The organism is Phyllobacterium sp. LjRoot231 (assembly GCF_964253365.1).
In the GTDB taxonomy this organism is placed as follows: domain Bacteria; phylum Pseudomonadota; class Alphaproteobacteria; order Rhizobiales; family Rhizobiaceae; genus Phyllobacterium.
In genome coordinates this window covers 71395-85419 of sequence record NZ_CAXUQT020000004.1, presented here as the reverse complement: position 1 = coordinate 85419, position 14025 = coordinate 71395, and the positions used below count along the sequence as shown (strand labels likewise).

The following is a 14025-nucleotide window of genomic DNA, read 5'->3' as shown; positions in this document are numbered from 1 at the left end:
GTCATTTCCTGGCCTTCCCGAGAAGCGCGTCAATTGCGTCGAGTTTCTTGTGCGTCTCATCGACTATCGGATCAAGGGATTCGACTGGAGCTGCTTTGGCCCTGCCAGGTTCGGCGTCTGCAATGGCACTGCCCGCGATCGACGCCTTCTGTGGTGTATCCATCCCTGGAATTGGTTGCGCAAGGATCTTGTTCGCCATCATGGTCGCAGCCTCCAGCAGCTTTACATCGCGACCATGCAGACGGTCTTTCGGCAATTTCGAAAGCATGAACTTGGCATCGCCGGTCTTGTCGGAACCGACATTGCTGACCGCCAGATAGAGCTTGGCCTGCGTGTCGTCCGCTTTAAGCGCAATCGCCAGGGCGGCAGCCCGCTCCGACGCAAACCGTGCCCGCTGCATATCGCCGCCTACGATTGAACCGCGGGCAACCCGCAGGTAGAAAGGCAAGCGGGCTCCGGGCCACGCCAATGAGGCCATTTCCTCGATCTCCTCATTGCTGATCTTACCCTTGATCACCATCAATGCGTCGACAAGCTGACGGAAGAAATCCTCCGAATAAGGAGAGAGGGCAAAGCGCTGCAGATAGTTCCGCGCCATCAACCTGACCTTGTCCTTGTCTCCAAGACGTGCCGCGATCATCAGGCCGCGCCGCAGCGCAGCCTCCTCTAGCAGCGTTCCTGGTGCGTTGAGGCGTATATAATCCAGCCGCTTGAGCGCTGTTCCCGCGTCGATGCCCGCGAGCTGCGTCGCTGTGACCAGATAGATTGATGCGACAAGCTCGATGGGGACATTCGGTGGCAATTCCTGGAAATTCTCGATGATGCGCAGAGTATCGCCATCGGCATAGGCCAGAGACCCTGCCACGAGTTTAGGATCCACCTGCCCAAGATTTGCCGAGGTCAATATGGTGCGAACAACCTCCGGATTACCGCCATTGAGGAGATAAATGAAAATGGCGTAGACATTGGCCGGTTTCGACCAGACCTCCGGCTTTGCCGCTTGAAGCTGTTCGGCGATATGACCAAGCACACGATTGAGCATCGGCAGCGCTTCAGGCTTTCCGGACGCCACCTGATCCTGCAACATGCGTAAGGACCGTACCAGCAGATAAGGCTCCGGCGATGGCATTTCGGCCTGCGCTGTCGTCAGCGGCAGGCTGAACAGGCCGAATAACAACCAGCGGATGGTTTGCCGCGCGATCATCTGGAAGCCGTCTTCAGAAAGATGTCGATGCGCCGGTTCTGGGCAGCGTAAGGATCAGCCGGAATCTTCGGGTCGCGGTCAGCATAGCCCTCGACGCGCAGGACACGCTTGGCGTCGAGACCGCCACGCGTCAACATGTAATAGGCCATATGCGCCCGTGCGGACGACAGGCGCCAATTGTCATACGTCTCGCTTTTGAATGGGCGGGCATCCGTGTGTCCGCTGATGACGACGTCGCCCTTGCGGGTCGCGATAATCTTGGCGATTTCATCGAGCACCTGCACGACGCGCTTGTCCGGCTTGGCCGATCCTATGGCAAACATGCCGTAATCGACCTTGTCGGTGAGCTGGATCATGACGCCATCTTCAGTGGGGACGACCGAAATGTCGGGCGCTTTTTCATCCGAGCTTGCGCCGGTTTTCTTCGAAATCTCGGCAGCAAGCTCACGGGCGGCATTGATCTCAACCGCGCCGGGCTTTTCATCCTTCGCGGACGTCGTCTTTCCGGGATCAGCCGGCTTGGCATCATTGGATGTAGCGACCTTCGCATCGGCGATCAGCTCGCCGGCTGCCATTCGTTTCTCCAGCGCCGCCTGCTTGGCTTGGGCATTTGCATCAGAAGCTTCATTCGGCTGTGACGTTGTAGCTTTGTCCTGAGACGGAGGCGAAGTAACCGGACTGTCCGTCAGTGGAAAAATCTCATCTTCCACATGCGTCGACCAGTAATTGGGATTGAACGGGTCGCGATAGGCATCTCCGCCCTCGGCGCCTGTCGACGGGCCGGCACGATTGGAACCGCCCTCCCCCGCTGCGGAACGATTTTGCAGGACGCCGGACTCCGTGGCTATCTCGGCAAGCACCGCATAAGGATCCTTGAAAATCTGACGTTCTTCGGTCGCAGGTGGTGATTGAACTTGCTTTTCGTTGCGAGCGCTTTTGGTTTCTGCTTCAGTCGCATCCGGGCTTTCAAAGCGAACCTTGCCCTCCTGATTGTCGGTTTCCTCGATGCCTTTTGGCCTCGACTGCCGGTCCATCAGCTTGACGGGATTGAAATAGGCGGCAACAGCGGCCTTTGTTTCCTCGTTGGCCGCATTGATGAGCCACATGACAAGGAAGAACGCCATCATCGCGGTCATGAAATCCGCATAGGCGATTTTCCAGACGCCGCCATGATGGCCTTCTTCATGTTCGCGTCCGCGCCGGACAATTATGATTTCACGGTGCGTTTCGGGATCAATATTCATTGGCGGTATCTCTCAATGCGTCGATGAGGCGGCCAAGCCGCGTCTCTACTACTGCATCATCCAGTTTCAACGATAATTCGGATTGGCCAGATTCCGTGAAGGTGCAACATACCGGATCGATCTCCGGTCGCATGCGAAGCACGTCGAGAAGATGGGATGGACCGAAAATTTCCAAGCTCACGCCAGCGAACCCTTTCGTCATTCGTTCGACCTCATTGGCAAAGGCTTCCACCGTCCGTTCGCGCAGGCGCTCTTCGACTAAAGGCGTGAGAACGGCAGCGAGCGATCCCGAAAGATCCGATGAAATTGCGGCCAGCCCGCCGCTGATCTGCTCCGCCATGCGCGTGCCGGTTTGTTGCATGAAGAGCACTTCCGCGGCGGCTAGCTGGTCCTGGAATTCCCTCTCAAGCCGGATTTTCTCGGCCTCAAACAGCACCGAGGCCTCTGCCTGGCCGGATTCGCGCCCCGCGACGAAGGACTCCTTGATCTTCAACTCATAGTCGATGAGTTCGACAACATTCTCCGACGGCTCCTCGATCTCCGCCAATATGTCGGCTCGTTCCCTGCTCACGGCCGCAAACACGGTGACGCGGTCCGCTGGCACATGCTTCGGCGTGAAATCAGTCAACACACTGGCGACAGAGCGAACGACCATCAGGCTGCCTCGTGAACCCATTGTTTCAGGATGGCCGCGACCCGTTCTTCATCCATGTCGATCATCTGTTCGAGCCGATTCTGGGCGGGAACGCGCATGCGTCGCCGGAGCTCGCTCAGATCATCATAGGGCAGGCTATGTTCCGCATGAGCCTGCGCAACGACCGGAAGATTCGTCGCCGGGGCTAAACCTGGAACCGGAAGATTGGAACCTGTGGCGACCTGTAATGCGTCCTGAGGCTTGTTCATTTCCCTCATCAGCGGACGCACGCCGAACCAGAGCACGAGCCCCACGGCCGCGATTAGAGCAGCAGCATTTATGAAACTGCCGGCCTGACGGAAGATCATTTCCGATACCGGGGTCGAGGCAGGCGCCAGTTGTTCGTCTGCGGCTTCCATAAAGTTGACCGCGGTTACATTAATGACGTCGCCGCGTTTCTGGTCTAGACCTGCCGCCGTTGCGACAAGCTCGGTGATCTTGGCGATCTGCTGTTCCAGGAATTTATCCGGTGCGGGCGTGACGCCGGCCGTTGCCAGCAACCGCGCCTGATCGATGACGACAGCGATCGAGAGCCGCTTGATCTGATAACTGTCGCTGGTCGTCGACACTGTCTTCGAGTTCAACTCGTAGTTGGTTAGTTCTTCTCGCTTATCAGTCTTTTCCGAAGAATTATCGCCGTTCTTGCTGGCGATTTCTTCCTGCGGAATGTTCTGTTCGACACCCGTTGCATTGTCGCTGGTCGAATTCTTCGAATCCCCGCTTTCACGTACAACCCGCACAGAACGCTCCACGCGCGATTCAGGATCGAACACAGTCTCGTTGGTTTGGCGGCGGTCGGTATCGAGCGCGACCTGAACGCTGGTCTGAAAATGGCCGACGCCAAGATAGGGCGCGAGCGCTTTGCGGATATTTTCATCCACCGTCGCGGAAACATTCTGTTCAAGCGTTGCCGACATCACCGCGCCCGCATTCGTGCCGTCATCCTTGGAGGCAAGAAGACGGCCATTGGTATCGAGAATGGTGACTTCCGCAGCGGTAAGCTGCGGCACCGCCGCGGCAACGAGCTGGCGGATCGACTGTGCTGATTCGATGGCAAAATCGCCTTCCGTACGAATGACGACCGAGGCGGAAGGCGCCTGATCACCGCGGCGGAAACTGCCCTTCTCCGGCAAGACGATATGAACGCGCGCCGCCTTGATGCCGCGAATCGCCTGAATGGTCCTGGAAATTTCACCCTCGAGCGCGCGCACCCGGGTGATCTCCTGCATAAACGAAGTGAGGCCGAGAGAGCCCATATTGTCGAAGAGTTCGTAACCGGCATTGTTGCTGGTGGGCAGACCTTTTTCCGCCAGGTACATGCGTGCCTGATCGGCCTTGCCAAAGGCCACGAGAATGGAGGTGCCATCTGATTTCACATCGAAGGGAATGCCCGCTTCGCCAAGCGCCATGCCCATGCGATTAACATCGTCGCGGCTGAGACCGACATAAAGCGTCTCGTACTGCGGACGATTGAGGTAAAGGCTCGATATAAGAATGGCGCTGAACAATGTGACGCCAATGATCGCAAGAGCAATGAGCCGTCTTGCGCCAAGCTTCTGCATCGCTGTGCCGAGCTGCGCAAATGTCTGTCTTATGTTCTTTTCCATCAATTCCCACCACGGTCGCGTGATGGAACCATAGAGCGCGAAGCTTGCGCGAAGTTAGAGCCTCGTGTCGGAGCGTCGTTGCAAAACAAAAAGGGCCACGCGCGAAGCGTGGCCCAAGTCTGATTTAGAAAAACTATCGTTATTAGCCGCGGAATAGCGACAGGATGCTCTGGTTGCTGGAGTTGGCAATCGAGAGAGCCTGGATACCCAGCTGCTGCTGAACCTGAAGAGCCGACAAACGTGCGGATTCTGCGTTCATGTCAGCGTCTACGAGCTGGCCAACGCCGCGATCGATTGCGTCCATCAGATTGCCCGTGAACGTCTGCTGTGTATCAATACGAGTCTTGGCAGAGCCAAGACCAGCAGCAGCAGCCTTCATGGCGTTGACGGCTGTTTCGACGGTCGAGGACGATGTTGCAGCGGTCAACGCGGCTTCAAGGTCATAGGCCGCGACGCTCATCGTCGTTACGCCAGTACCAGACGTGTAGCCGGTCACGATGTTCTGTGCCGCACCACCAGTCTCCAACAGGTTTACACCCTGGAATGTTGCACCCTTCGCCATCTCGACAATCTGGGCCTTCATTTCAGCGATGTCCGCATCGATGATCGTGCCGTCGGTGCCAGGCGTTTCCTTGGCAACATATTTCGCCTGAATTTTGCTGGCGAGGTCGATGGCGCTGGTCAGAGCCGTGTAGGCTGTGTCAACGATCGAAGCACCGAGACCGAGACCGTCCTTGACTGCGGAAAGAGCGGAATTCTGGGTACGCATGCCGGTCGCGATTGACCAGTAGGCAGCATTGTCAGAAGCCGTGGAAACGCGCTGACCAGTAGCGATACGGTCCTGCGTGGTAGCAAGGTTTTTGTTGGTGTTGTTGAGTGTCTGAAGCGCAGTCATTGCTGACGCGTTGGTGAGAATGCTGGTCATAGGATGAAGCCCCTGATGAGATACTTTGATGGGGACATATCGGATTTTAACCGATCTGACGGAACGGCATGATGCCTATTGTCTCGATGACAACCCGTCATGGCGTGATGAGTACGACATAAGTATTACACTTTCAATAACACACAGCGTTAATTTTTTCTTCTTGGTAAAGAGCTGGTCTACCCTTCAGGAAAATGAGCGGATCAGGCTGCCGACCAGAATATTCCAGCCGTCGATAAGCACGAAAAACAGGATCTTGAACGGTAGCGACAGCACTGTTGGCGGCAGCATCATCATGCCCATCGACATGGTCAGCGTCGCGACGATCAAGTCGATCACAAGAAAGGGCAGAACAATCAGGAAGCCGATCTCGAAACCCCGGCGCAGTTCGGAAATCATGAAGGCCGGAATGAGGATTCGCATGTCGACTACTTCATTGGCCTTGGTGCGAAAGGACTCGTCCGCCAGATCTTCAAAGAGGCGCAGATCCTTGTCGCGCACCTGCCGCAGCATGAACTCGCGGAACGGCGTCGCAATCTCGTTGATCGCGGCATCCTGCGTGATCTGATTGTTGACCAGTGGCTGAACACCATTTTGCCAAGCGCGGTCAAAAACCGGCGCCATGACATAAAATGTCATGAATAATGCCAGGCTGATCATCACCAGATTGGCCGGCGTCGTTTGCAGGCCTAGACCTGAACGCAGCATCGAAAAGGCAATGGCGAAGCGGGTAAAGCTGGTCACCATGATCAACAGGCCCGGTGCGATCGACAGTACTGTCAGCGCCGCCAGCATCTGCATGATCTGGCCGCTGGTCGATGCACTGCCGGGCGGCAGCAAACCTTCGAGCAGCGACGTTTGCGCCATCGCGGTCCCGGTGAAAACCAGGAGTAACGTAGGTGTCAGAAGACGTCTTTTCATTCCATCACCAACGCCCAGATATAGACTTTTTCGATCTTGCCTTCGGAGCGCATCACCGCGCGTTCCTGCAGATCAGTTCTCAGATATTCGATCCCGGCGGGACCACGGAGCTGCATGAGATTGACGGTTTTCATAAAGGCCATGAAATCACCGGCGACCGTGGCGGCAAGCTCATCCGATACTTTCTCACCGGGCCGTGCAACGACGCCAGCTTCGAGCCTGATCCATACATCCTGCGGTATTTTGATATTGGTGAGGATCGGCTTCAGCGGCACAACGCTACCCGTAGGCACTTCCTCGGGTGCAGCCTGCTTGTCACCATCGGCCTTGGTTGCCTGCGACGGACCCAAACCGAGTTGACCACCAAGGAGCCATCCACCGCCCGCCGCGATAAGCGTCAGCACAGCGACAACGCCTATCAGCGCGACGATCGAAGGGCCTTTCGGCGCGGATGGGGTATCTTCAGCAACGCTCATTATCAATCCTAGATCGGCGAGACGGTGTCGAGGATCTGCTGCCCCCAAGGCGGTTGTTGCACCTCGCTCTGACGTCCGCGTCCACCATAAAAAATCCGTGCCTCGGCAATCTTGTCGTATGCAATTCTGTTCAGATTCGTGATGTCCCGGGGACGGACCACGCCCGCCACATTAAGAACCCGCAACTCGTTGTTGACACCGATTTCCTGAGAACCCCGGATAACCATGTTGCCGTTCGGTAGAATAGCAGTCACGATCGCCGCGACCTGCAGATTGATCTTCTCGGAGCGATCGATCTTGCCTTCGCCCTTGGACCGGCTGTCGGAATTCAGATCGAGATTGCCGCTAATATCGCTCGGCGATACGCCGCTTCCCCCAATGTTGGCCGACAATCCGTAGCCAGAGGATGCCACACGTGACCGGTCAGATTTGTTGTCCAGCTTTGCCTTGTCATCAATCGTGATGTCAACCGTCAGCACGTCGCCGGGATTGGTCGCCCGCGGATCGCGGAAAAAGCTAGCCTGACTATCCCGCCAGAGCGAATATTTTTGCGGCCGCGGTTGCGACGGGTAATAAGCCGGGTCAGTAACGTTGAAGCCCTGGCCAACGCCTGTGCCGACCGGCGACATTTCCGGCGCCCGATTGAAGTCGCGTATGTTGTTTGCGCATCCTGCAAGGGCGAAGACGCTGACAAGAGCGAACGATTGTGCCGCTTTTCTCATTGGGCGGTTCTTTCTGCTGGAACGATGCGTGACCCGACGATTACCCGGGCAAGCTTCGATGATTTTTCCGCAGGCATTTCGTTTAGAATGACACTGGAGACGCGGGGATTGAGCTTGAGAAGAAGTGCTGCGGCGGCCTCGTCACCAAGGAGCGCCATTTGCGCCGCCGCTGCATCCGGCCGCATCTTGGAGATGATGCCGACAAGGGAATCCTCAGCCTTGTCGACGAACTCGTCGCGCCGCTTCAGCCAGACTTCATATTCCTTGCGCTTGGCGTCGAGTTGCTCAATACGGCTATCTATGTCCGCGCGAAGTTGTGCTAGTTCGCGCGTCTGCATTGCATAGCGCTCATCGGCTGCCTTGTCGCTGATGTTGGTGCAATAGCGGTCAATCTCCTGACCGTTCTCTTCCTTGACTTCAGTCTCCTGCGAGACACCATAGGCAACCGGTAGGAGCAAAGCGGAACTGAAAGCCAATACCGCAACGCTCAGTCTGATCGATTTCTTCATACCCAGTACCGTACTCATTGAACCACCAGCTCCGCATGCAATGCGCCCGCTGTCTTGATGCCCTGCAGGATCGCAATGATACCCTGTGGCTTCACTCCGATCTGGTTCAGGCCTTTGACGAGACTTTCTAGATCCGTACCGCCGAGAATGCCGAGCTTCGATGTCTGTGTTGCATCAATGGTCGTGTTCGGCTCGACTGCAGTTACACCATCGGAAAATGGCTCAGGCTGGACGATCGTGGGTGTCTCGGTGACGCGCACTGACAGGCTCCCATGGCTGATCGCAACGCGCGAGATACGCACCTTTTCACCTATTACCACCGTGCCGGTGCGCTCATCGACGACAACGCGCGCCACCTCGTCCGTCACGACCGGCAGGCCTTCGATCTCGGCGAGAAAGCGGGTGGCAGAAATGTTCTTCGGCTTGCGCAACCGTATCGTCTTGGAGTCACGCTCTTTGGCGACGGGCTGGTTGTAGCGGCGTTTGGCGAAGGCATTGATCGTATCGGTGATACGCACGGCTGTCGTGAAGTCTGGCTCGCGCAATTCCACTACAAGTTCGTCCTGGCCGAAATTGCCGGTCACTTCCTTTTCGACGAGCGCGCCGTTGGGAATGCGGCCACTGGTCGGAACGCCTTGAGTCAAGGTTTCGGCCTGTCCCGAAGCCACGAACCCGGAGACGACCATATTGCCCTGCGCAACGGCGTAGGTCTGGCCATCGGCCGCCGCCAGCGGCGTCATCACCAGTGTTCCGCCGGCAAGCGATGTCGCGTCACCGAGGGAGGAAACCGTAATATCGATGCGTGAGCCACGTCCGGCAAAGGGTGGCAGGTTGGCGGTGATAATAACCGCCGCGACATTCTTCACGCGCGAGGAGCCCGGAGGTGGGCTAATACCGAGATTATCGAGCATCGCGCGCAGGGATTGTTCGGTGAAGGGTGCACTGCGCAGGCTGTCGCCCGTGCCGTTCAGACCGATAACGAGACCGTAGCCAACCAGCTGATTTTCGCGCACGCCCTGAATGTTCGCGATGTCTTTCAAGCGGGCGATAGCACCGCCCTCCCCCAAGGGCGATGCAGCACCGCCCCAACGTCCATCATCGCCGCTGTGTAATGCGGCCTGCGCTTCGGCCTTTCGCCATGCTGCCTTGGCTTCGCCAGGCGTGCCGTACAGCTTGGCATCCGGCGAGGGCTCGGCTGCCTGCACGGCGACGGTGCCTGCCAGTATCCCCAGAAGGAGAGCAGCGATGAAACGCATCATTGCATCCCGACCTGGATGCTGCCATCAGCCAACACCGTACCGGAGACGATGATGCCGCTGTCCATATTACGCACCTTGATGAAATCACCAGCGTGTCCGGCTTCCATTGGCGTACCTTTGGCTGTGATGACCAGCGTGCCCGTGCTGTAGACCAGAGCTACCGGAACACCGCGCTCGACGAGATCCGGCTCGTTCAATGCACTGACCAGGATTGGCTGTCCGGGCAGTAGCGTGCGGCGCGCAACTTTGCCGACAAGCTGCTGCGAAGACATGACATATTGGCCCGCCGCGCTCGCCCTGATGGTGAAATATTTCTCTTGAAGACCGGAACCGCCGATTGTCTCACCCGGATAGATAATCTGCGATGGCACGAGAAACGCTATGCGGTCGGCATAGGCGGCGAATGCCAACGGCCAAACGCAGATAGCCAAGGCCAGTATGCCTACAATCTTTTTAGCCGAATAAGTTGCCACCTTCATGATGTTCCTCAGCGCAGGTTCTTCGAAACGACCTGAGCCATTTCGTCCGCAGCCTGAATCACTTTCGAATTCATTTCATAAGCGCGTTGCGCCGTAATCAGATCAGTGATTTCCTTGACCGGATCGACGTTGGAATTCTCAAGGTAGCCCTGTTTGAGCGTCGCAAAACCGGGATCGCCCGGGACACCGACAACCGCATCGCCGGAAGCATCCGTCTGCTTGTAGAGATTGTCGCCAAGTGGCTCCAACCCAGCCTCATTGGCGAAATTGGCGATCGTCAGCTGGCCGAGATCGACAAGCGCCGTCTGATCGGCCATTTTCGCGAAGACTTGGCCCGTATCGGTAATCTTGACCTCGATCGCGTCGGTCGGAACAATGATGTTCGGCTCGACCAGATTGCCATCGAGCGTCACCAGCTGGCCCGTGCTATTCGTATTAAATGCGCCGGCACGGCTGTACAGCGTCTCGCCAGCCGGGTTCTGGATCTGGAACCATCCGCGACCCACCAACGCCACATCGAACGGGTTGCCGGTTTGGTTGAGCCCGCCCTGGATATGCAGATTGCGCACCGCCGAGGTTTGTACGCCGAGCCCGACCATCGCCCCTTCCGGAATGATGCTCTGGTTCGCCGCATTGGGAACACCTGCCGTGCGTTCCGCCTGATATAGCAAATCCGAGAATTCAGCCTTGGCTCGCTTGAACCCGGTTGTATTGATATTGGCGATGTTGTTGGCAATCACTTCCAGATTGAGCTGCTGGGCATTCATGCCGGTCGCAGCGATGGTGAGCGCTTTCATCGATAATCCTTAAATGGGCATGCGGCTGATTTCGAGATAGGCTTGGACGATCTTGTCGCGAATGGCGATTGCCGTTTGCAGCGACTGCTCCGCATCCATGACTGCGTTCACGACATCGCGGGTTGGCACATCCCCCGTCATGCTTTTCATCGAAACCGCTTCCGCGCCTTCAAGTTTGTTGCTGACTGATCCGGCCAGTTGTGACAGAACATTGCCGAATGAAGGCTGGCCCGTGGCCACAGCAGGAGACGCTGCGCCTTGGGTTACAGTCTCCGACAAATTCGAGAGAGCGTTACGCGTGGAAACACTGAGAAGTTGGTCTATCATCAGGAATTCCTCAATAGGTCGACAGTCATGGCAATCAGTTCGCGTGCTTGCTTGACTACCTGGAGATTGGCTTCATAGGAGCGATTGGCTTCACGCATGTCCGCCATTTCAACGACCATGCTGACATTGGGCAATTTCACATAGCCATTGGCATCGGCTGCCGGATGGCTCGGGTCATATTCTTCGGTAAAGCCAGAGGTATCCTTGCCGACTTCTGCAATGCGCACCGTTTCGACGCCGGTGGCGCGATCAAGCTCTGTCGCAAAGGAAACTGTCTTGCGTCGATAAGGGTCGCTACCTGCGGTCTTGCCCGTCGACTGTGCATTGGCGAGGTTTTCCGAAACAATGCGCAGGCGCGTCGATTGCGCGGAAAGACCGGATGCGGCGACTTTGAGGGCGGCTTGCAGTGGATCGGACATCTTAGCTCTTTACTGCTGAGAGCATCATGCGGTGAAACGCCTTCACGATGCTGGTGTTGAGAGAAAACTGGCGGTTGATCTCGCCGGATTTCACCATTTCCTCCTCGAGGTTGACCGTATTTTTGGAATGATTCTGTTCGGTCACCGCATCCTTGCGCAGCGCTGTAGCGCTGATGCCGGACGCATCGATCTCAAGATGTTTGGAATTGGTCGCGGCCATGGTAAGCTGCGTTTGTTCCAGCACGTCCTTGAATGGTTCGACATCGCGTGCTTTGAAGCCCGGCGTATTCGCATTGGCCACGTTTCCGGAGATCGCCGCCTGCCTCACTGAGAGCCATTCGGCCTGACGTGACGCCAGCTCGAATAGATGGATGCCCTGCATGTCTTTCCTCGCACGTCTGACCCGGTTAATCTTGCCTTAACCTATGCTTTCAAACTTGCGTGAGACTTGCGGCCAGATCCGCTAGGAACTTATGTTCGGAATGAGGTTCACTAGTTGGTGCGGTTGATCACATCGCCGTCGGATGTCTTGATCTGCCAGCTGTCGCCGCCGTTACCACGTTCGATAGCGACGAGCTTGCTTCCATCCGGGAGGGTTGCGCCTTTTTCGACGAACCAGTAGCCGGTATCGTCTTCGATCATGACCAGTCCGCCGACGACCTCGCGCACCAGAAAAACCGGTTTGCCGGGAAACGGCTGTTTGCTGGCCCCATCAATGCGCGCCAATCTGTCCTCGGTTAGTTCCGCCGTCGTTGCCGTTGTCATGGGGTCAAGTTCCTCGCTTGGTTTGCCAAGCGAAGTTCCGTTTCTGCCATGGGTGTCGCGTACGACCTTCTGATTGGTCCGGTCGAGCGGATCGTTGACCTTTTTGCCCGAGGATACGGGCTTCGGTCGAGCATCGAGAATGTCGTAATACATCACGAAAGGCAGCACGAAGCAGCCGACGGCCAGCACAAACCCGGCACTCTTCAGATAACCGTCAAAGCGTTTGTCGCGCGAGCGAACGACCCTGGGTTCTGCCGTGGTCGTTTTTGGCGCCGCCTGTTGTTTCGTCATGATGGCTCCTTTGGTCGCAACGATGCCGCAAGATCATTATATGGATCCTGCGAGAGCGGCGAGGCCGGTGTCTGTTGCATGGCGTCATAGATGAGCGGGACAAGATTGACCGCCTGATCGATCAGGGGATCGCTTCCTGCTTGGTAGGCCCCGATCATGCGCAGATCGCGGGTTTCCTCGAAACGCGCGACCAGACCGCGCAAGCTCGTCACCAGTTTCAGCTGATCCGCGGTCCAGTTATGCTGTGCAAGGCGAGAAATGGACCCGAGAATGTCAACTGCAGGGAAACGTCCCTGCGCTGCGATGCCACGATCGAGGACGATATGGCCGTCGAGCGTGCCGCGAATGGCATCTGAGATTGGATCATTGTGATCGTCGCCATCGACAAGAACCGCGTAGATGCCGGTGATCGTGCCACCTCTTTCGAGACCCGGTCCGGTCCGCTCAAGTAGACGCGGCAACTGGCTGAAGACGCTTGGCGGATAGCCCCGCGACACTGGCGGTTCGCCCGCTGCAATGGCGATCTCGCGCGCTGCATGGGCAAATCGTGTGATGGAATCGACAATCAGCAGGACATTCTCGCCGCGATCACGGAAATATTCTGCAATCGCCGTTGCCGTATTGGGTGCAAGCCGGCGCATCATCGCGCTTTCGTCGCCCGTTGCGATGACCGCGATGGTCTTTTCGAGCTTCCCGGCCATCGTGTCTTCGAGCATGTCGCGGACTTCGCGCCCACGCTCGCCGGTCAGAGCAAGTACGACAGTATCGAAGTCGGTGGCTTTGGTCATCATGGCGAGCAGCGTGGATTTGCCAACGCCAGACCCAGCGAAGACGCCCATGCGCTGGCCAAAGCACATTGGCACAAACACATCGACGACATTCACGCCGGTGCGCAATCCCTTTTCCACCCGGCTACGGTTCATGGCGGACGGTGCCGGGCAATCGACCGGCTTTGGATCGATTCCTGCCGATAACGGGCCCTTATCGTCGAGTGGGTATCCCAGCGCATTGATCACCCTGCCCTTCCAGTTGGGCGCAGGGGCGATGCGTAACGGTCCTTCCGGGAAGACCGTTGTTCCAAGCGACGGCATGATGCGGTCATCGAACGGTTTGATCAGTACCTTGGTCTGTTCGAGCCGGACAACTTCGGCCGGGTGGAGCTGGTTGTCAGAGCGGATCGCCACGATGTCGCCGAGTTGAACCTTGTCCGATATCCCACGAACCCCGATGGCGGAGCGCGACACTTCATTGACATAGCCGCCGACGGCAACCGGGCTCCGCTCCAGGGCGATCTGCGATACGATCTTTGCCAGCGTATCAAGACTGCCTGTCCGTTGGCGTATCGTCGGCAAGGCTGCTTCAAGCGACTGCATGGTCAAACGGCGA

17 protein-coding genes are annotated in these 14025 nt (G+C 57.2%); all 17 read right to left on the bottom strand.

Annotated features, from left to right (window positions below; translation table 11 throughout):
• Position 1: 1 nt before the first annotated feature.
• The 17 genes from ACSQ3H_RS28970 to fliI all read right to left on the bottom strand — a co-directional run bounded on the left by ACSQ3H_RS28970 (position 2) and on the right by fliI (position 14012).
• On the bottom strand, positions 2-1204 hold the full coding sequence (locus ACSQ3H_RS28970) for a chemotaxis protein (RefSeq protein ID WP_436120494.1): 1203 nt from the start codon (positions 1202-1204) through the stop codon (positions 2-4).
• Positions 1201-2448: a MotB family protein gene (locus ACSQ3H_RS28965; protein ID WP_436120493.1), complete on the bottom strand. Its 1248-nt coding sequence runs from the start codon at positions 2446-2448 to the stop codon at positions 1201-1203. The genes ACSQ3H_RS28970 and ACSQ3H_RS28965 overlap by 4 nt, the downstream gene beginning before the upstream one ends.
• The gene (locus ACSQ3H_RS28960) at positions 2438-3103 is read right to left on the bottom strand and encodes a hypothetical protein (protein WP_436120492.1); all 666 of its coding nucleotides are present in this window, start codon (positions 3101-3103) and stop codon (positions 2438-2440) included. Before ACSQ3H_RS28960 ends, ACSQ3H_RS28965 begins: the two co-directional genes overlap by 11 nt.
• A complete protein-coding gene (gene fliF, locus ACSQ3H_RS28955; protein ID WP_436120491.1) occupies positions 3103-4749 on the bottom strand; it encodes a flagellar basal-body MS-ring/collar protein FliF in 1647 nt (548 codons plus the stop codon). Before fliF ends, ACSQ3H_RS28960 begins: the two co-directional genes overlap by 1 nt.
• A gap of 142 nt (positions 4750-4891) precedes the next feature.
• Positions 4892-5674 (bottom strand): flagellin, encoded by a 783-nt coding sequence (locus tag ACSQ3H_RS28950; protein WP_436120490.1) that lies wholly within the window; start codon positions 5672-5674, stop codon positions 4892-4894.
• A 186-nt stretch (positions 5675-5860) separates the two neighbouring features.
• Entirely contained in the window at positions 5861-6595 is a 735-nt protein-coding gene (gene fliP / locus ACSQ3H_RS28945; protein ID WP_436120489.1) for a flagellar type III secretion system pore protein FliP, read from the bottom strand.
• Entirely contained in the window at positions 6592-7074 is a 483-nt protein-coding gene (locus ACSQ3H_RS28940) for a flagellar basal body-associated FliL family protein (protein WP_436120818.1), read from the bottom strand. The genes fliP and ACSQ3H_RS28940 overlap by 4 nt, the downstream gene beginning before the upstream one ends.
• Positions 7075-7079: 5 nt before the next feature.
• Positions 7080-7793 (bottom strand): flagellar basal body L-ring protein FlgH, encoded by a 714-nt coding sequence (gene flgH, locus ACSQ3H_RS28935; protein ID WP_436120488.1) that lies wholly within the window; start codon positions 7791-7793, stop codon positions 7080-7082.
• Complete coding sequence (locus ACSQ3H_RS28930) at positions 7790-8290, bottom strand: MotE family protein (protein ID WP_436120817.1); 501 nt, start codon at positions 8288-8290, stop codon at positions 7790-7792. Before ACSQ3H_RS28930 ends, flgH begins: the two co-directional genes overlap by 4 nt.
• A gap of 26 nt (positions 8291-8316) precedes the next feature.
• Positions 8317-9558, bottom strand: a complete 1242-nt coding sequence (locus ACSQ3H_RS28925) for a flagellar basal body P-ring protein FlgI (protein WP_436120816.1) — start codon at positions 9556-9558, stop codon at positions 8317-8319.
• The gene (flgA, locus tag ACSQ3H_RS28920) at positions 9558-10040 is read right to left on the bottom strand and encodes a flagellar basal body P-ring formation chaperone FlgA (protein WP_436120487.1); all 483 of its coding nucleotides are present in this window, start codon (positions 10038-10040) and stop codon (positions 9558-9560) included. The genes ACSQ3H_RS28925 and flgA overlap by 1 nt, the downstream gene beginning before the upstream one ends.
• A gap of 8 nt (positions 10041-10048) precedes the next feature.
• Positions 10049-10837: a flagellar basal-body rod protein FlgG gene (flgG, locus tag ACSQ3H_RS28915; RefSeq protein ID WP_436120486.1), complete on the bottom strand. Its 789-nt coding sequence runs from the start codon at positions 10835-10837 to the stop codon at positions 10049-10051.
• A gap of 9 nt (positions 10838-10846) precedes the next feature.
• The gene (locus tag ACSQ3H_RS28910; protein WP_436120485.1) at positions 10847-11164 is read right to left on the bottom strand and encodes a flagellar hook-basal body complex protein FliE; all 318 of its coding nucleotides are present in this window, start codon (positions 11162-11164) and stop codon (positions 10847-10849) included.
• A complete protein-coding gene (flgC, locus tag ACSQ3H_RS28905; RefSeq protein WP_436120484.1) occupies positions 11164-11583 on the bottom strand; it encodes a flagellar basal body rod protein FlgC in 420 nt (139 codons plus the stop codon). Before flgC ends, ACSQ3H_RS28910 begins: the two co-directional genes overlap by 1 nt.
• 1 nt (position 11584) lies before the next feature.
• On the bottom strand, positions 11585-11965 hold the full coding sequence (flgB, locus tag ACSQ3H_RS28900) for a flagellar basal body rod protein FlgB (RefSeq protein ID WP_436120483.1): 381 nt from the start codon (positions 11963-11965) through the stop codon (positions 11585-11587).
• Positions 11966-12075: 110 nt separating this feature from the next.
• Positions 12076-12639: a hypothetical protein gene (locus tag ACSQ3H_RS28895; protein ID WP_436120482.1), complete on the bottom strand. Its 564-nt coding sequence runs from the start codon at positions 12637-12639 to the stop codon at positions 12076-12078.
• Complete coding sequence (fliI, locus tag ACSQ3H_RS28890; RefSeq protein WP_436120481.1) at positions 12636-14012, bottom strand: flagellar protein export ATPase FliI; 1377 nt, start codon at positions 14010-14012, stop codon at positions 12636-12638. The genes ACSQ3H_RS28895 and fliI overlap by 4 nt, the downstream gene beginning before the upstream one ends.
• Between the last annotated feature and the right edge of the window lie 13 nt (positions 14013-14025).